The organism is Planococcus sp. YIM B11945, assembly GCF_050864155.1.
Taxonomy (GTDB): domain Bacteria; phylum Bacillota; class Bacilli; order Bacillales_A; family Planococcaceae; genus Planococcus.
Window position 1 is genome coordinate 170,955 of sequence record NZ_JBOZWR010000008.1, and the last position, 17,600, is coordinate 188,554.

18 protein-coding genes are annotated in these 17,600 nt (G+C 45.2%); 9 read left to right on the forward strand and 9 right to left on the reverse strand.

What is annotated here, in order from left to right; translation table 11 throughout:
* Positions 1 to 87 precede the first annotated feature (87 nt).
* The 7 genes from ACRRQV_RS16155 (at position 88) to ACRRQV_RS16185 (ending at position 4,444) form a co-directional block, all read left to right on the forward strand.
* Positions 88 to 510: an HIT family protein gene (locus tag ACRRQV_RS16155; protein ID WP_432532751.1), complete on the forward strand. Its 423-nt coding sequence runs from the start codon at positions 88 to 90 to the stop codon at positions 508 to 510.
* A 113-nt stretch (positions 511 to 623) separates the two neighbouring features.
* On the forward strand, positions 624 to 1,154 hold the full coding sequence (locus tag ACRRQV_RS16160) for a tryptophan transporter (RefSeq protein WP_432532753.1): 531 nt from the start codon (positions 624 to 626) through the stop codon (positions 1,152 to 1,154).
* Between the two features lie 123 nt (positions 1,155 to 1,277).
* The gene (locus ACRRQV_RS16165) at positions 1,278 to 1,703 is read left to right on the forward strand and encodes a YtxH domain-containing protein (RefSeq protein WP_432532755.1); all 426 of its coding nucleotides are present in this window, start codon (positions 1,278 to 1,280) and stop codon (positions 1,701 to 1,703) included.
* Between the two features lie 193 nt (positions 1,704 to 1,896).
* Positions 1,897 to 2,457 carry an HTH-type transcriptional regulator Hpr gene (locus ACRRQV_RS16170; protein ID WP_432532881.1) on the forward strand — a complete coding sequence of 187 codons (561 nt, stop codon included), beginning with the start codon at positions 1,897 to 1,899 and terminating at the stop codon, positions 2,455 to 2,457.
* A 107-nt stretch (positions 2,458 to 2,564) separates the two neighbouring features.
* Positions 2,565 to 3,110, forward strand: a complete 546-nt coding sequence (locus ACRRQV_RS16175) for a DUF3267 domain-containing protein (protein WP_432532757.1) — start codon at positions 2,565 to 2,567, stop codon at positions 3,108 to 3,110.
* Between the two features lie 62 nt (positions 3,111 to 3,172).
* Positions 3,173 to 3,358, forward strand: coding sequence for a hypothetical protein (locus ACRRQV_RS16180; protein WP_432532759.1), 186 nt, complete (start codon positions 3,173 to 3,175; stop codon positions 3,356 to 3,358).
* Between the two features lie 177 nt (positions 3,359 to 3,535).
* A complete protein-coding gene (locus ACRRQV_RS16185) occupies positions 3,536 to 4,444 on the forward strand; it encodes a peptidylprolyl isomerase (protein WP_432532761.1) in 909 nt (302 codons plus the stop codon).
* A 511-nt stretch (positions 4,445 to 4,955) separates the two neighbouring features.
* Here the strand turns inward: ACRRQV_RS16185 and yhaM are convergent.
* From yhaM to ACRRQV_RS16210, 5 genes are all read right to left on the reverse strand, one after another.
* Positions 4,956 to 5,894, reverse strand: coding sequence for a 3'-5' exoribonuclease YhaM (gene yhaM / locus ACRRQV_RS16190; protein WP_432532763.1), 939 nt, complete (start codon positions 5,892 to 5,894; stop codon positions 4,956 to 4,958).
* Entirely contained in the window at positions 5,891 to 8,731 is a 2,841-nt protein-coding gene (locus ACRRQV_RS16195; protein WP_432532765.1) for an AAA family ATPase, read from the reverse strand. The genes yhaM and ACRRQV_RS16195 overlap by 4 nt, the downstream gene beginning before the upstream one ends.
* 4 nt (positions 8,732 to 8,735) lie before the next feature.
* Positions 8,736 to 9,953, reverse strand: coding sequence for a metallophosphoesterase family protein (locus tag ACRRQV_RS16200; protein WP_432532767.1), 1,218 nt, complete (start codon positions 9,951 to 9,953; stop codon positions 8,736 to 8,738).
* A 99-nt stretch (positions 9,954 to 10,052) separates the two neighbouring features.
* Positions 10,053 to 11,300, reverse strand: coding sequence for an ABC transporter permease (locus ACRRQV_RS16205; RefSeq protein ID WP_432532769.1), 1,248 nt, complete (start codon positions 11,298 to 11,300; stop codon positions 10,053 to 10,055).
* Positions 11,293 to 12,192 (reverse strand): ABC transporter ATP-binding protein, encoded by a 900-nt coding sequence (locus ACRRQV_RS16210; protein WP_432532771.1) that lies wholly within the window; start codon positions 12,190 to 12,192, stop codon positions 11,293 to 11,295. Before ACRRQV_RS16210 ends, ACRRQV_RS16205 begins: the two co-directional genes overlap by 8 nt.
* 124 nt (positions 12,193 to 12,316) lie before the next feature.
* On the opposite strand from ACRRQV_RS16210, the gene ACRRQV_RS16215 reads away from it, so the two are divergent.
* The gene (locus ACRRQV_RS16215; protein WP_432532773.1) at positions 12,317 to 12,502 is read left to right on the forward strand and encodes a YhzD family protein; all 186 of its coding nucleotides are present in this window, start codon (positions 12,317 to 12,319) and stop codon (positions 12,500 to 12,502) included.
* A 58-nt stretch (positions 12,503 to 12,560) separates the two neighbouring features.
* Here the strand turns inward: ACRRQV_RS16215 and ACRRQV_RS16220 are convergent, their stop codons facing one another.
* The 3 genes from ACRRQV_RS16220 to ACRRQV_RS16230 all read right to left on the reverse strand — a co-directional run bounded on the left by ACRRQV_RS16220 (position 12,561) and on the right by ACRRQV_RS16230 (position 14,947).
* Complete coding sequence (locus tag ACRRQV_RS16220; RefSeq protein ID WP_432532775.1) at positions 12,561 to 13,340, reverse strand: enoyl-CoA hydratase; 780 nt, start codon at positions 13,338 to 13,340, stop codon at positions 12,561 to 12,563.
* A gap of 89 nt (positions 13,341 to 13,429) precedes the next feature.
* Positions 13,430 to 13,777: a YlbF family regulator gene (locus tag ACRRQV_RS16225; RefSeq protein WP_432532777.1), complete on the reverse strand. Its 348-nt coding sequence runs from the start codon at positions 13,775 to 13,777 to the stop codon at positions 13,430 to 13,432.
* 12 nt (positions 13,778 to 13,789) lie between these two features.
* Positions 13,790 to 14,947 carry a DUF445 domain-containing protein gene (locus ACRRQV_RS16230; protein ID WP_432532779.1) on the reverse strand — a complete coding sequence of 386 codons (1,158 nt, stop codon included), beginning with the start codon at positions 14,945 to 14,947 and terminating at the stop codon, positions 13,790 to 13,792.
* Positions 14,948 to 15,020: 73 nt separating this feature from the next.
* Between ACRRQV_RS16230 and ACRRQV_RS16235 the strand changes: the two genes are divergently transcribed.
* The gene (locus ACRRQV_RS16235) at positions 15,021 to 15,224 is read left to right on the forward strand and encodes a YheE family protein (RefSeq protein WP_432532781.1); all 204 of its coding nucleotides are present in this window, start codon (positions 15,021 to 15,023) and stop codon (positions 15,222 to 15,224) included.
* Positions 15,225 to 15,844: 620 nt separating this feature from the next.
* Here the strand turns inward: ACRRQV_RS16235 and ACRRQV_RS16240 are convergent.
* On the reverse strand, positions 15,845 to 17,599 hold the full coding sequence (locus ACRRQV_RS16240; protein ID WP_432532783.1) for an ABC transporter ATP-binding protein: 1,755 nt from the start codon (positions 17,597 to 17,599) through the stop codon (positions 15,845 to 15,847).
* Position 17,600: the final 1 nt, after the last annotated feature.

A 17,600-nucleotide genomic window follows, 5' to 3' on the forward strand; every position in this document is an offset into this window, starting at 1 on the left:
CAAAGCGTCCGAAGCGGCATATAATGGGATGATTCTTTATTTCAAATTATATATGGTAAAATGGAAAAAATGGAAAGGATGATGAAAATGGCAGACTGTATCTTCTGCAAAATCATTGCAGGCGAAATTCCGAGTGTGAAAATTTACGAAGATGAGCACGTATTTGCGTTTATGGACATCATGCCGCTGTCAAAAGGACATACCTTGATTGTTCCGAAAACCCACCGGGCCTATGTATACGATTTGACGCCGGATGAAGCAGCAAACTTGTTTTCTGTGGTGCCGAAAATTGCGGCCGCTATTAAAGAGACTTTCGAACCGGTTGGCATGAACTTGTTGAACAACAATGGCACCCAAGCAGGACAAAGCGTCCACCATTTCCATTTGCACTTTATCCCCCGCTACGGCCAAAGCGATGGCTTCGGCGCAAAATGGGTGACGAAAGAAAAAGAGTTTACCACTGAACGCATTCAAGAACTTGCTGGACAAGTAAAGGGGAAATTAGGTTAGAGTACTTGATTTCCGCTCATATTAGCGATAGAATCAGGGTAAGTTTTTTCGCCGGCGGCCAAGAGGGCACGACCGGGAAACTACCAAAACGAAGAGCTGAGGAGAGATGAGAAATGAATACGAAAAACTTAGTTTTAATGGCGCTGCTGGTCAGCGTAGGGGCTGCACTTTACTTGGTAATCCCTGGAATTAATGGTGGCATGAAGCCTGACTTTATGTTAACCATGATGTTTGTGGGCATCCTTTTGTTCCCGAATGTCAAAAGTGTATTTTTGTTATCGATAACAACTGGAGTCCTTTCCGGCTTGTTCTCAACGTTTCCAGCAGGATTTGTTCCGAACGTAATAGACAAATTTATTACAGCGTTTGTGTTTTTCGCAGTTGTCTTGCTAATCAAAAAAGTCGCCACCAAACTTCCCGTTGCCGTTGCATTATGCGCAGGCGGTACAATTTTGTCGGGATCCATTTTCTTGTCGGCAGCCATTTTGGTTGTTGGCGCAGAAATTCCATTTGGCCTCTTGTTCGCGACGGTCGTTTTGCCCGCCGTCTTGATGAATGCAATTGCTTTTGCGATTATTTTCCCGATTGTCATCAAATTGGTTCGCCGATCCAAATTTGATACAGCCGTGTCACAAGCGTTGTAATCTTAAGCTTTTCACCGGAATTATCGGTGAAAAGCTTTTTTTATTGAATCCCTATTCATCTTTATGGTTTAATTAACAGTAATAAAGGAAAAGAACGGTATAGATGAAAGGGGCGTTTGCCATATGAAAGCATCAACTTTTTTTCTTGGGCTTGCAACAGGGCTAGTAGCAGGAGCTGCGGCTACATTATTTTCAACACCACAGTCGGGCAAGGAATTGCGGACTTCCATGAAATCAGCTTCTTCTGATTGGAAAGAAAAACTATCAGATGTGAAAGAACAAGTGAACAATTTAAAAGAATCGATAGCTCATTTATCCGCTGAGACCAAAAGCCAAGTTCCAGCAGCAATGGACGGATTGAAAAATTCATTGGAATCGTGGCAGCAGAATACGGCTCCGGCAAAAGAGCATCTGCAGCTTGAGATTATGGCGATTCAAAAAGCAATTGAAGAACTGCAAAAATCCATCAGCAAAGACAAAGATGAGGATCACGATAATGGCGTCAGCGAAGAAGGTAAAGTAGTTAAGCCGACAGATAACGCTTCATAACAGGAAAAGAAGCTGCCAAATAGGCAGCTTCTTTTTTTATTCCCTCCGTTGCCTTGTCGAATAATACAATATTGCGCTTAAAAATAAAAAATTGTTTCGTTTTTAAAAATTTTTTTACTATTCACACTTTAATAGTGTTTGCTTTACTGCTATAATAAAGAAAATTACTTTCGGGGGAAAGTTGGTGTCTACATTGAATGAACGCGAATATACAATGAAAGAAGCTATGCTCTTTAGCCAGCGCATTGGGCAATTGTCAAAAGCTTTGTGGAAAGCGGTAGAAAAAGATTGGCAGTTGTGGATAAAACCGTATGATTTGAATATCAATGAACACCATATCTTATGGATTTCCTATCATTTAAAAGGCGCCTCAATTTCCGATGTTGCAAAATTTGGTGTCATGCATGTATCAACCGCCTTTAATTTTTCAAAAAAACTGGAAGAACGTGAACTTTTGGCTTTTTCAAAACGCGACTCAGACAAACGCAATACGTATGTAGAGTTGACTGAAAAAGGCGAAAAACTTATTCAAGAAATGATTGAACGCTATCACGACACTCCACATACCGTAATTGATGGTTCCTTGCCTTTGCGTGAAATCTACGGAAGATTCCCTGAATTCATGGATATTATGGCCGTGATCCGCAATATTTACGGTGAGGATTTCATGGAAATTTTTGAAGCTTCTTTCAAAAATATCGAAAACCAATTTAGTGAAGAAAACCACATTATTGAAGTGGTGGAAAAAACGTAATTTCAGCTGCAAAAAATTAATTTTGCAAGCGGGTTGCATTTATCCGAAAATCGTTGTATTGTATGTATCGACTCATAGATAGATTCCACATATAGGAGATGCAACCCATGCATTGCTGGAAAAGCATAAATGTAAAAAAGCAATATGGATTTGACCGATTATTTCTCATATCGGCACTTTCTGGATTTGGCGTATTTATCGCCTACTTTATCGCGTTGAACATCTTTTCATCAGCGCCTTTATCTGACCAACATTTTCTGACATTCTTATTGGCAATATTGGGGATTTATCCCCTCCATAAAATCTGCCACTTTTTGCCGCTAGTTGGCTGCCGGAAATGCTTGCGTTTGATCATCAAAACGCAACTTGGCCTGCTGCCTGCCATCACATTGAAAATCAACGACCCAGTGCCTAAACGAAAATTTATTGTGACGCTTGTAACGCCTTTCATTCTGGTAAATGCCGTAATCATTATGCTTACGTTTATGTTGCCGTCATTCAGCCATTATTTTGCCATGCTGCTCGCCTATCACTGCGCGCTATGTGTACCAGATCTACTGTATATGCGGAATTTAGTGCGTTCACCAAAACACGCATTAATTGAAGAAACAGATACCGGTTTTGAAATCCTTGTGCCACAAGCGATTGCCTAATCATGTTTTTTCTCCCCATTTTTGTTATACTAGATGAATATGATTCAGAGGGGAGGAAACTCATGATAGTCGCTTTTGTAGTTGTGTTCTCTGTGTTTTATTTGTTCCAGATCAACCGTATGACGTTAGCACTTGTAACTTCACGAGAAATTCCGGAAGAAAATCACCAAAAAATATTCCGTACGATTAATATATTGATTTTGATTTTGTTGGTATCACTGTACGTCGGCGTAGAGTTTACTCCTTAAGTTCATTTGCCCTTGGCAAATGAACTTTTTTTATTGCTTTCCCCTCTCCTTCACCTTATTTTACTCAGCTGAACCCGGGGCGAAGCACCTATCTGTTTATACAAAAATTTTTGATTTTTTACGCATTTATGGTATAGTAACAACTGGCATCAAGAAAGAAAGTTGGGAGCGAAACTAATGAAGAAATCCTTTTTAACAATCACTTTGGCTGCATCTGTACTGGCTTTATCTGCATGCAGCGGCAATGGTTCAGACGATGAAGTTGTCGTATCTTCAGAACTGGGCGATATTACAAAAAATGACCTTTATGAAGAAATGAAATCTTCGGCAGGCCAATCTGCTGTCCAAGTACTCATGATTGAAAAAGTACTTTCGGAAAACTACGAAGTCACGGACAAAGAAGTGGACGCAGAGCTTAAAAAGACCCAAGAAGAAATGGGCGAAAGCTTTGACCAATACCTTGCGCAAAACAACCAAACCGAAGAAAGCTTCAAAAAAGTGCTTCGTTTGAATATGTTGCAAGAAAAAGCCATGACCGAAGGCGTTGAAGTATCTGACGAAGAAATCAAAGCACAATATGAGCGCCAAGGCACTGAGTTGAACGCTCGCCACATTCTTGTGGCAGATGCAGAAACAGCGGCTTCGCTTAAGAAAGAATTGGACGAAGGAGCAGACTTCGCTAAATTAGCTGAAGAAAACTCGACAGATCCTGGTTCAGCTGCAAACGGCGGCAGCTTAGACTGGTTCGGTGCTGGAGCAATGGTACCGGAATTTGAAGAAGCGGCTTATGCGCTAGAAGTGGATGAAATTAGCGAGCCGGTTCAATCGCAGCACGGTTTCCATATTATTCAAGTTACCGAAAAACGTAAAGTGGAAGACCAGCCAGCACTTGAAGATCAAAAAGAAGACATCCGCAGCGACTTGGCTTTAGCGAAAGCCGATCAAGCGGCTTTAGTTCCAAAAGTAGCTGAATTGCTGAAAGACGCAAAAGTTGAAATCAAAGACGAAGACTTAAAAGGTGCTTTAGACAGCATCCTTAACGCTCCGGCTGAAACTGCACCAGCAGCGCCAGCGCCAGCTGAATAATTGACCAAACAAAAACCCCGTAGTTGTGGATTGTCCACGACTTCGGGGTTTTAATGCGTTTATTTAACTTAAGTATCTATATAAGTTGAACTTAAGAATCGTCATTTCATACACCGCTTCGGTCGCTTTGGACAGGGCTCTCGCACTAAGCCAAGAAAAACACTTGTCTTATTGCTTCGCCTAGCCCTTGGACGCGCCACAGTTCTTACTACTATGAGAGACTAGTTGTAGAATTGTTGTTTTACTGCTAGCAGGCTAGAAGATATGGAGCAAAACAGCGGAGAAACCCTACTGCTCCTGCAGCGCGCTGCGCTTCGTCGCAAAGTATTGGCCTCACTTCCTTCAGCCAATACTTGCCTGCGGGATAGCGAAGTGCCGAAATCCACTCGGGCGAATAGCCCGAGTGGATTTCGGCGCGAGCCCGCGGCAAGCGCAGCTGGTTTGCGGAATATCGACAAGTGGGAATCATTAGTTCAACTTGTCTCGATTCTTCAAGCCTGAAAATATTGACTTAAATTGTCGGCTTGTAAAACGAACGATTGTCCAAAGCGAAGAGCCGCTCTGAGAATTCGCCTGGTTTGGTTTTTCCGAGCGCCCGGTCCAGCATCATCATTTTGGCATCGATATTATCGATATAATGAAGGATTTCGGCTTCTTTGATCATCGGCTTTTTAGGGCTACCCCACTCTTCTTTTCCGTGATGGGACAACACAAGGTGTTGAAGCAGCATAACTTCTTCGCTTTCAATTTCCAGCTCTTCGGCTGTTTTTGAAATTTCGGTCACCATAATCGAAATGTGGCCGATCAAATTCCCTTCTATCGTATAAGTTGTCGCAATGGGACCGGATAATTCAAACACTTTGCCGATATCGTGAAGGATGATGCCGGCATAGAGCAAGTCTTTGTTTAGAGACGGGTAAATTTCACACAGCGCTTTGCCCAGTTTCAACATTGAGACAACATGGTCAGCAAGGCCTGAAACGTAATCATGATGATTTCTAGTTGCTGCAGGGAAAGTGAAAAACTGCTGCTGGTATTTCTTTAAAATATGGCGCGTGATGCGCTGGATTTGCGGATTTTGCATTTCAAACAAATAGCTCATGACTTCTTCTGACAGTTCGTCTGTGCTTTTTTCAGAAGACGGCATCAAATCGGCAATGGATTGATTTTCTTCCGGCTTCGCCGGGCGGATGCTTTTGATGCGCAGCTGATTTTTTCCGCGGTAATTATGAATTTCTCCACCAACCCGCACGATTGTTTCTGCCGCGAATATTTTCTCTTGTTCTTCTTTTGTATCCCATAATTTTGCTTCAATATCTCCGCTCTTGTCTTGCAGAACAAGTGAGATAAACGGATTGCCTGTAGTGGTGACGCCTTTGACCGACTGCTTGATCAGCAAAAACTCGTCGATCGTCTCGCCTACCGCGCGCTGCGTGATTCCTTTTGTCATGAGTGGACACTCCTTTCAATGTTGGCAACATGGATTACCTGAGCATTTGGCCAAGCTTGCTGCATCGTTTCATGGCAAGTAAAATATATAAATTGATGATCTGCCTGCAGCTCTGTTATTAAGTTTATCATTTGCTGAAGGCGTCCGCGATCAAAATGAACAAATGCATCATCCATGACAATCGGAAACGGATGGCTGTTTTGCATCGAGGCAGCTAAGGCGAGGCGCAGCGCCAGATAAGCCTGTTCTTTTGTTGCTTGGCTCAGTTCCGAAATATGAAAACGGGCTCCATCCGTTCGAACCGCTTCAAAATAACCTTGCGGATTCATTTCTAGCCCTGCATAGGCGGATGCCGTCAGTTTCCCAAAATAAGATTGAGCAGTGGAAATAACCGCAGGCAGCTTTTTCTCTTTCAGCTCATCCATTGTTTGCCGAATTGCTTCTATAATGGCTTTATTGATCGCCCAGCTTCTGGCATGCTCGGCAAAGGCAGCTTTTTTCTCTTCAAATTGCTGGAGTTTTTCTTCGTATTCCCCATTAGACAGCAAGGTTTTGGTAGTTTGCTGTTTATCGGCTTGTTCAGCCAACAATTCGTTGCGTTCACTTTGTAAGAGTACCAAGGCAGCTTCCTGCGTTGATATGTAATTTTCTATCGCTTCTTCTCCTTTAAATCCGTCAGGCAGCTGGACGGGACCAATTACAGCCAGTTGAGCCTGTATGGGCGAAAGTTCGTTTAAGATTGCTTCTCTTCTTAACGCTTCATCAGCACGCATATAAAACTGAGCCGCATCTTGTACTGAGGCATCATCCAATAGTTGGCGTTTTTCTTTTTCGACTTGAGCCAAAAAGGCATGTGCTTTTTTGGCCTCGGCCAGCAGCTCCGCCTTTTTTTCTTCCCGTTTTGCTTGTTTCGCCTGTTGCTGCTGACGCTCGGAAAACTCTGCGCGCAATGACGCGTACAAGCCTTCTGCAGAAAGTTCCTTGCCAACCGCATCGGATGCCCGGTGCAGCCAGTCGCCGGTTTCTCTGTCCAGTTCTTCTAATTCTTGTTGCAGACGCTCACGGCGTGCATGGATGGCTTGTATGCTGCGAAGCTTTTCAAATAAATCCAAGACCGTGGCACGGCTTGAATGCGCATTGACGCCAAGCTCTTGAAGAAAATGCTCGTATGCTTGTTTTGCCGGAGCCCCCCTCAATTCGCTGGATAAAGCGGCCACTTTTTCTTTACTGGACTTGATTCGCACGTTAATTTCTTGAAGCTTAAAGTCGAATTCGTCTACTTTTCGCACCAATGCACTAAACTCAGCTTCTTTTCCGCCGTATTTGTGCAGCAGTTCGTCGTAGCGTCCGTTTCCGTTTTCAGGGCTGCCGCTTTTTGCCGCAATCCATGCCCCAATTGCCCCAGCAAGCACCGCTAACCCAACAACCAAATAATTGGTTTGAAGGATTCCGAGCACCACTCCGATGATCCCAAGGGCGGCTAACGCATAGCCAAGCAGCTGTGAATTTCCGGTATTGCTCATGTTTTTAGCAGCTTTTGCTTCTGCCAGCTTCATGGACACAGTTGGCCAATTTGCTGCTTCCTGCCGTTCTTTATCGCTTGGCTGCTGGCTTAACAACGCATTCAACTGGTGTTGAGCCTCTGTCAATTCACTTTTTTCTTCTGCTAGTTTTCGTTGGGCAAAGCGTTTTTCCTCGTCTTCCAAATCCGTTTGCTGAATATGGTGAATCAGCTGGTCTTCGCGGCTTAAGGAGACATCGCTGTGCAAAATTTCCTGCGGGTCGAGCCCGACAAGATTGATTAATCGTTGTTGTTCATCCGTAAGCTTATTCAATTCTTCTTGCTTTTGCAGAAATGCTGTTTGAAGCTGATGCCATTCCGATTCCCGGTTCAAAAACCGTTCAAGCGTTTCGATTTCTTTGATTGGAGTCTGCGGATTTTCAAGTACCGCTAGTTCCGTTGTTACGTAGTCAATTTTAGCAGTGGTTTCCGACAACCGGTCTTGCAGCCGGTCCATTTGCCGTCTGCCGTCCACAGGAAATTCGGCATCACCAAGTTGATCCAATTCACTTTTCAGAAGTTCTGCTTTTTTGAGCAGCGGTATCGACTGCAGCCATTTTTCAGCCTGCTGCCTGTTGTTAAAGAGGCGCCTTTCTTCAGCTTTAAGCACTGTCAACCGATTTTCAATTTCTTGGAGCCGTTCGATATAAGGGCTGTAAATTTCGGTTTGTGCCCGGTAGTCTTTCACTTCTTTTTCCATCGCTTTCAATTCTTCGATCAATAAGTTCATTTCAGGGTTGCGGCCGGCTTTTTTGAACAATGCGCCCATTTCTTTTTCAAGCCGGCTTTCCATTTTGGTAATGGCGTCGATGCCGGTCGTGCCGGAAGCAAGGAGCGTCCGGCTCAATTCTTCTTCGTTCATGCGGTCCAGCCCTTGCAGTTCGTGGATAGAGAACGCAAAAATCGATTCGAATGCCACCCGGTCATAATCCCTCAGCAACAATTTCAATTCCGCTTCGCCGCCTCTAGAACCGTCTTCATAAAAAAGCGCCACATCTCCCGCTGCTTTGCCTTTAACGCGTTCGATCACGACACGGCCAAATTTCGGATCGTTGACATGAATCTGCCCGCCGTACTTGCCGCCGGATTTGGGTTCATACCGCATTTTGGATTGATTGCGCAACGGGTAGCCAAACAAGGTTTGGACGATGAACTGCTGAATCGTCGTTTTCCCGGCTTCGTTTGGCCCGTAAAACAGCGCCATTTGGGAATTCACTTCAATGGTACGGTTTTCGTGTTTGCCAAAACCGTAAATAATCAGTTTTTCAATTTTCATCCTTTTACTCCTCTGCCAGCATGCCGCGGCGGACTTTTTGGCCGGCAGCTTCTTGGATTTCTTCAATCGCCTGATGGTCCAGCGTGTCAAGAAAGCGGCCGCCTTTTGGATGCCGATATAAATCTTTCAGCACTTCTTTCCAGTCATGGCTATTCCAGCCATCCATCACGTCAATAATTTTTTCGCCAAGCGGAGAAAGTGGAAAGTCGCTGATGGTTTCTTCAAATGCGATGTGATGGACCCAAACAAATTCTTCTATTGAACCTATCGTTTCCTGAATCGTTTCAAGCAGTTCGGGTTCCGGCACTTCATTGAAAAGTTCCGCTGTTTCGACCCCGATTCCCGAAAAGTGAATATCGACAATCGCGGCTCCATTTTGTTCTGCAAAATCACCAGCTGCCTCTTTGCAAGCTTGCAGCAATTCGTTCATATGCATAATGCCCGTGCACGAAACAACCAACCGGTCAAACTGAATGACCGACGCCGGCACGAACGTCGTGTTTGTTTCCTGTTTTGACAAGATGACGTCGTAAAACCCTTTTGGACCCGATTCGCCCCGATGGCGTCCTTGCAAATTGCCCGGGTAAACAATAAAAGGTTCCCGGTGCAGTTCCTGGCGCACATGAATATGCCCAAGCGCCCAGTAATTGTATTGTTTGCTGAGAAGCTGTTCTTTTGCAAAAGGCGCATAGACAGCATGTGCCGTATCTCCTTCCATGCTGCCATGGAGCATGCCAATATGGATGGTGTCCGATTGTTCCGCTGTCGGATACTTGTTTATGACCGATTCTTTAATATGGCGCTCTCCGTAGCTGAATCCCGTAATTGCCACTTTTCCCGAAGCTGTATCAAGCTCTAGTTGAGAAACTTCCGGGCCGAATACATGGACGTTTTCCGGCAATTTAAAACGGGTCCATTTGCCGCTTAAGTGGTCATGGTTGCCATAGCTAATGACCACAGGAATATTTGCTTGATTGAGCCGTTCCATGCCTTGCTGGAAATGGTGCTGCGCCCGAATGCTTCGGTCCTCGCCGTCGTAAATATCCCCGACAATCAGCAAAAAATCGGGCTGTTCGGCTATCGAATACTCAATGAGCCGGCCGAATGCCTCCAATGTGCTGTCTTTCAGCTTCTGCCATTGTTCTTTTTGCAGCCCTTTCATACCGGTGAACGGACTGCCCAAATGCAAATCTGCGGTATGGATAAATCGAATTTGTCCCATCATTTAACCCCTTTAAAAACCGAATATTTGTTCTTATTTTACCATGGAAAAGGACGAAAAAAAACTGTTTGCAGCAAACTCTCTGCAAACAGTGTTTTCTTATTGTTTATTTCCTAACTTAATGGCTTTTCGGATATCTTTAAGCGACTGGGAAGAACCGTACATCAGCACGCCCCCGCGGTATACCCGTGCCCCAAACCAGCCAAGCAGCCCAATGGTGACGAGCATAAGGGCAATCGACACCAATGGCTCCCAGAGGGGAATGTCGAGCATTCCTACCCGCAAAAACATAACAAGCGGTGCGAAGAATGGAATAAACGAAGAGATGGTGACGAATTTGGCTTCCGGTACGGAAATCCCTGAAAATGCGATTAACGATGCGACTACGATCAACATCATCATTGGCAGCATCAACTGTTGGACATCTTCGGTCCGGCTGACAAGCGAGCCAAGCAAAGCAGCGAGCACGGCATAAAGGAAATAGCCCAACAAGAAAAACAAGATGGCAAACAAGAACGTGCTAATTTTCACATCGGAAAACCCGAAAACGCTGAACGCCCCTTCCGTCAAATCCGTTCCGGCGCTCTTGATTGCTAAATACCCGGCTAAGCCGAATATTCCCATCTGCAAAATTCCGAGCGTTCCGATCCCGGCGATTTTCGCAAACATATGCTTGACTGGCGACACGCTTGAAATCAGAATTTCCATCACACGCGAGGACTTTTCAGTCGCCACTTCCATTGCAATCATATTCGGATAATAAATGACCGCAATGTAAATGAGCATGATCAAGATATATACAAGGCCGCGGGCTTGGCTCAATTCTTCTTGTGATTTGGACGATTCGGAAACGGCTTCTCGCTCGAATACGGCCGGCATAAACAATTGCCCCACTTGGCTCTCATTTAAATTCAAGCTTTCGGCTGTTAATATGGTTTGCATCGACTGGACTGCCTGTTCGATATCCGAGTTGTTGCTTAATTCATTGGCAGACTCGGAAACGTAGCGGGCAGTTAGTTGGTCCCCTTGTTCAAAAACCAAGTACGCGTGGATGGATTCATCCGCAATGCCTGCTTTTAATTCTTCTTCTGTTAAATCGGTCGGCTGGGCTGAAATGTCGCTGTCCATCGTTTCGAGCTGCTGCTGAAACAGCGGAGCCAGTTCACCGGACTCATCGACGATGTGAAGCACTTGGTCTTCCTCTTCGCCTTGAAAAGCTTCAAGGATTTTTGGCATATTGGCCAACAGGAAAAACATAGCCACTACAACGACTGTTGTGATGATAAACGATTTAGTTTTGGCTTTTGTCATGAACGCTTGTTTGAAAATAACCCAAAAACTATGCATGCGCTTTCCCCACCTTTGCAATAAAAATTTCTTCAAGCGAAGGTTCTTCAATCGCAAAGTGGCGAAGCATGCCAAGTTTCATGGATTCAGTTAATAGTTTTTCAGCAACTGCTTCGTCTGCAATCTGAAACAATGCACCGTTATGCGTCTTTTTAAATTGGTCGACGCCTCTTATCGTTTGGAGAATCGAAAGATCTTGATCCATGTTAATGCGGACATTTTGTTTGCCAAATGAGCGCTTCACTTCACGGATAGATCCCGACACCACCATTTTCCCTTTATCCAAAATGCTCATATCGTCGCACAGCTCTTCGACGTGGTCCATTCGGTGGCTGGAGAAAACAATGGTCGCGCCTTGCTTTTGAAAATCAAGGATGGCGCTTTTTAACATCTCGACATTGACCGGATCTAAGCCGCTGAACGGCTCGTCCAAAATTAGCAGCGACGGCTTGTGAAGCAAAGACGCAATCAATTGGATTTTCTGCTGATTGCCTTTTGATAATTCTTCCACTTTTTTTGAAGCGTAATGCGGCACTTCAAATCGCTCAAGCCAGACCGTCATTTCCCGTTTTGCATCTGCTCTTGGCATGTGGCGCAGTTCTGCCAAATACAAAAGCTGCTCTTCCACTTTCATTTTCGGGTACAATCCCCGTTCTTCCGGCAAATAGCCAATTTCTGGGCTCGTTGCATATGTAATGGGTTTTCCATTCCAGCGAATCAACCCTTCGGTCGGATCGAGAAGCCCCAGAATCATGCGGAAAGTTGTCGTTTTGCCTGCTCCGTTCGCTCCAAGAAATCCATGCATTTGCCCGTGCTCGATCGTTAAAGATACGTGGTCAACTGCCGTAAAGTCACCAAATTTTTTCGTTGCGTTTTCTACGTATAAGGTCACAGTGATTCCCCCTTTCTTTTTTCTTATACGGCGCGCTTGCCAAAAAGTTTCACAATTGAAGGACTTTTTTAATAAAAACGGCTATACTTTAACTGAATCACTATTCAGAAAGGACGAATTCCGCATGAGAACCTATAAACTGACAGCTTTCGAACAAACCGGCAAGCTAATTATGGAAGAAACGTTTACGGCAGCAACCGACGAAGAAGCAAGAGACAAAGGCCGCGCGCTTCTTGCTGAAAAAGAATTGCTGGACCAAACCCACCGCCTCGCTTCACCAGCCGGCAAACTCTTGCTGTTTCATTCGTAATCCACACTTAAAATTTAAAAAGAACAAAAGCACGGCGGAATCAATCCGCCATGCTTTTTTAATTCCCCGTAAATTGCGGTTTTCGTTTTCCTACGAATGCTTGGATGCCTTCTAAATGATCGGCCGACTTCCGCATAGCGGACTGCGCGGATGCTTCCGACGCCAACACTTGCTCAAGCTCACCGATTTTTAATTGATGCAATAATTGCTTAGAGGCGAGTTTTGCGCGCACTGGCGATGCCAGCACTTCAGTGGCGTAGGCTTCAGCAAATTCAAGCGCCCGCCCTTCTGCCGTCACTTCATCGACCAGCCCTTTGGCCATCGCATCATGCGCTTTCAAGGTTTGGCCAGCCCAAATCAATTGTTTTGCTTTTGGCACACCGACTCGTTCTTTCAAGAAGAAATGGCCGCCGCCGTCCGGCACAAGCCCGATGCCAATAAAGTTCATCGCGAGTTTGCTATTTTCTTCTGCGATAATGTGGTCACATGCCAACGACATGCTAAACCCAAGTCCGGCCGAAGCGCCGTGAATCGCGGCAACGGTGATTTGCGGCAGCATATAAAGCGATTTCGCCAAACGCGAGACGTCTTTCATGACGTGGTCGATGTCCATCGGATGATCCGGATCCATCATTTCTTTAATGTCCCCGCCGGCTGAAAAAGCTCTGCCTTCGCCGCGCAAGATCAGCACTTGAATGCCGGAGTCTTGAAGCAGCGATTCAAAGCAGTCGGCGAGCTCTTGCATCATTTTTCCGCTCATCGCATTCATCGAGTTAGGCCGATTTAATATCAGGTGGCCGATGCGGCCATGTTTTTCCAATTTGATTGTTTCGAACATAAAAAAAGACACCCTTTCGTAAAATGAATTGTCATTCATCTTACGTATTCGATGTCTCTTTCTATTTTCCCTTTATTTAAGAGAAAGTTTTACATGCTTTCGTATAAAGCTTGCACCGGTTGAATTAACACGCGGTTTACTTCTTCGATCATTTGGCTTAAGCCCATTTCCGCTTCAAGCATTGCGAGGATTTTTGGGTTTTCCTGTGCTGCTTGAGCCGTTTGCTGAGCACCCATAATTTCTTCTTCCGTAATATCTTGCCCTTGTGCTTGTTTTTGCTGAAGTGTGATTTGAAGGTCGCGGAAGTTTTTGAACAAATCGTTCGCTTCGTTATCTGCTGTTACGTCAGCAACTGCTGCCTGCAATTTGGCAAATTCCTCTGTTTCGCGGAAAGTGCTTGCTAATTTGTTGATGTCATCGTAAATGTTTACTGCCATGATCATTCTCCTTTACATTGAATTGATGGTTATACTGAAGATCCCTTGGAAAATACCGATAAAGCCACCCAGGATAAATCCTAGTGCTGTAATCATTTTCAACTCTCGTTGCGAGATGCCAAGCACCAGTTCCTCTAACCGTTCTAGTGGAAGAGAATCCACTTGGGTTTTGACCATGCCTTCGATATCAATTTTCCGCAAAACACCTTCCAGCTTTTCCTCGCCTTGCTGAAAAATAAATTCTGTTACAAGTGGTGTGAAATTCGTTCTTGTCCATTCTAACCCTGTTGGCCAAGTATCGGCAAGTGTCGCATTCAAGCGGCCATCGACATTGGCAGTTTCTTTTACATATTGTTTTACCGTTTCAATCGCAGGGCCAAAGTCGAATTCCTTCAACAAATCGTCGGCTTTTCGGTCTTGAAACTTCTCCCATTCTCCATACGCCAACGTAACCATCAGTTCAAAAGTCCGCGGCGAATTGAGAAACTTGATGATTTCCGGCTGAATGCGATCCACGATTGTTCTGGATTCCCCAAGCAAAGAATGCAGCATATTGCCAATGCGGCCGCGGGAAGCCAAAAACTCGTCAAAGAAATTCTTGATGGTTGCCCGGCCTTCTAAAGAAGCAAAATAATCTGATCCCCGGTCAATTGCGTATTTTACGCCGTTGACCATTTTCAGTTCAGTTTCTTCTTTCCAGCGGTCAGGAATCAGTTCACCTACCGTTTTCCCATCGATATGGGAGGCCAGCAAAAGAGCTTGCCGCTCTACCAATCCATCAAGTTTTGCTTCCACTCTGGCTTCAATATTCTGTTGCCCTACCGCTCCCAGCCAATCATTTAGTGAGTTAGGAGATTGGAAAACCTGAACCTCGATTTGATTTTGAATCCAACTTTCCGTTTTTTCGACCATTTCTTCATGAAAAAACCGTTTTTTGAACGTTTCAGGCGTCAGCAAATGCTGAACAATGGTCCGGCCGAGCTGGGTCGAAAGTTCATCGCGCCGTTTCGGGATCAAGCCTGGAGTAAAAGGCAAGCGCCACTTACCGATATAAAGTGCTTTATAGGGCCGGAACAACATTTTAATGGCGATGTAGTTCGTAAAACCCCCGATTAACGCACCGATAACCGTCATAAACAGGATGGTCACTAATATATTCAATTCCGTCACTCATTTCTTTTTCTTCTTTGTCATGCATCTCGAATCCGCCTATAATGAAGATGGACGACAAAGGAGGATTTTTATGCTGCAACATTTTAAATTTACACCAATGTTCGAAAATCGCCAACTTCCAGGGTGGAACATTTCATTTTTTTATAAAAATGAGCGGATTACAGGGGAATACCATCCGGATGGCAGCATCGTTTGGCTGGCAACACAGCCCGATGACGAAGAAGCAGTCAAAAAGATGATTCATGAGCTCATGCTCTTTCATGTATACGATTGAAGCGCGGAAAAGTTCCGCGCTTTTAAACTGTAGACAAATTCTTGGATAAATGAATGAGAATGAACAAACCCAACCGGGCCGGCCACTCCGCTTTCCGTGGGCACGGCCTTAGCCGCTTCTCTCGCAAGGCTCGTGCTGTCCCACAGGAGTCTCCGTGGCCGGACCGGTTGGGGCGTCGCTTTTAAGTCAACGCGATGCATTTATTGCCGGCGGGCTGGAGTTCGCTAAGAGCAAAAACAAGCTACTTTTCAAGATGGCCACGCTTGAAGATCCGGAGCGTAAGCCGGCGGAACCTTTTCTGCTCCTGTCTCTGCATCGCTTCGCTAGCTTCGAGACATGAAAGAGCGATGCTCCTGCAGCGCTCTGCGCTTCGTCGCAAGCGTCCGGCTGAAGCGCAGGATCTGGGATTTCACTATAGTTCCTGTCTAAAGAGTTCTTAGTCTTAATACAAATTCTTTTGTCTACAAGCTCAAAGCGCGGAAAAGTTCCGCGCTTTTTCTTATGTCTATTCATTATAGAGAAGAGGATTCCATTTTCATAACGATTGGAACCTGAGCGGAGCTGGTTTGCGGAACATCAAACTCGCTTACACTTTAAAATTCAAAAAAAGGGAACGACCCTTACCCCGCATTTGGGGTTTGGACCATTCCGGATTGAATTTGATACATCTCGTAATAGGTGCCTTTGCGTTTCATCAATTCTTCGTGAGAACCGGATTCCGCAATTTGGCCGCGGTCAAGTACAAGAATGCGGTCTGCGTTTTTGATTGTGGAAAGCCGGTGGGCAATGATGAACGTCGTCCGCCCTTTTTTCAGCACTTCCATTGCATGCTGGATAATTTCTTCTGTTTCTGTGTCAATATTGGAGGTTGCTTCATCCAGTATCAAGATCGCCGGATCAAACGCTAATGCCCTTGCAAAAGATACCAATTGGCGCTGGCCGGATGACAATGTGCTGCCTTTTTCGACAACCGGTTCGTCGATGCCTTTCGGCAAATGCTTCAAGACGCGTTCGCCTCCGACGGCTTTCAATGCATCCTCCACCATTTCACGCGTAATGCGCTTGTCGCCTAATGTGATATTCGATTCAATGGTGCCGCTGAACAAATACGGATCCTGCAGCACAATGCCCATATGCTCGCGCATCGACTGTCGGCTCATATCGGCTACGTTAACTCCATCGATTGTGATAGCCCCTTCGGTCACATCGTAAAAGCGGAACAGCAAATTCATGATGGAACTTTTTCCGGAACCCGTATGTCCGACCAAGGCGACTGTTTCACCTTGTTTTGCCTCAAACGAAATGTTTTTCAACACATACTCCTCTTCTTTATAAGCGAACCAGACGTTTTCAAAGCGGACATTCCCGCGGTAGCGAATAATTTTTTCGTCGCTGACTGCTTCTCCTTTTTGATCAAGCAGATGGAAAACCCGGTCTGCTGCAACCAGCGCTTTTTCCAGCTTGGCAAACTGGTTGACGATGCCGCTGATCGGATTGAACAAGCGAATGATGTAATCCACAAACGCGTACATTAAGCCGACCGTCACGACGGCGTTACCAGAAAGCGCTGCGCCTCCAAAATACCAGATGAACAACACAAACGTCATCGTCCGCAACACGCCGACCAAGTTATAGGAAGCGGCTGCTTCAAGCACGAGTAATTTTTGCTGGTACTTGTAATGGACTTCGTTCATTTCTTCAAATTCATCTTTCATTTGCTTTTCCCGGCGGAACGCCTGGATAATCGTCATTCCTTGGATCGATTCGTTGATCATCCCATTCATATCGCTCAATTTCTCGCGCACCACGTGGTTAAACGCTGCTGCGTATTTCCGGTAAAAGAGCATCCACACATACAATAACGGTACGAGCCCCAACGTAATCGCCGCCATCTGCCAATTCAAATAAAACAAGGCAATGTAAATGCCGGCCATGTACATAAAGCTTGTAGCGAATTGGGACAAGACCGTTACGAACAAATCGCGGATCGCTTCCGTATCATTTGTGATGCGGGCCACAACTTTCCCGGACGGCAAGTCATCAAAATAGCGGATTGGCAGGGTTTGTGTATGTTCGTATACATCATTGCGCATTTTTTTTATAATGCCATTTGCCCCTTTTTGCAAAAGCAAATACTGCAAATAGCGGAACACTGCTGCCAAAATGCCGCTGATAAAAAATAGCGTAAGCAGCCAAGCAATCGGTTCAAAATTGATGGTGCCGCCTGAAACGCTGATGTGGTTGTCGATAATTTCTTTGGCAATAAGGGGCGCTGCCAAATCAGCAGCCACTGCAATCGCCAACAGCACGAGCCCCGAAATCAATATTTTTTTAAACTGCATCGAATAGTTTACTAGCCTTTTTCCTGTTCCCATT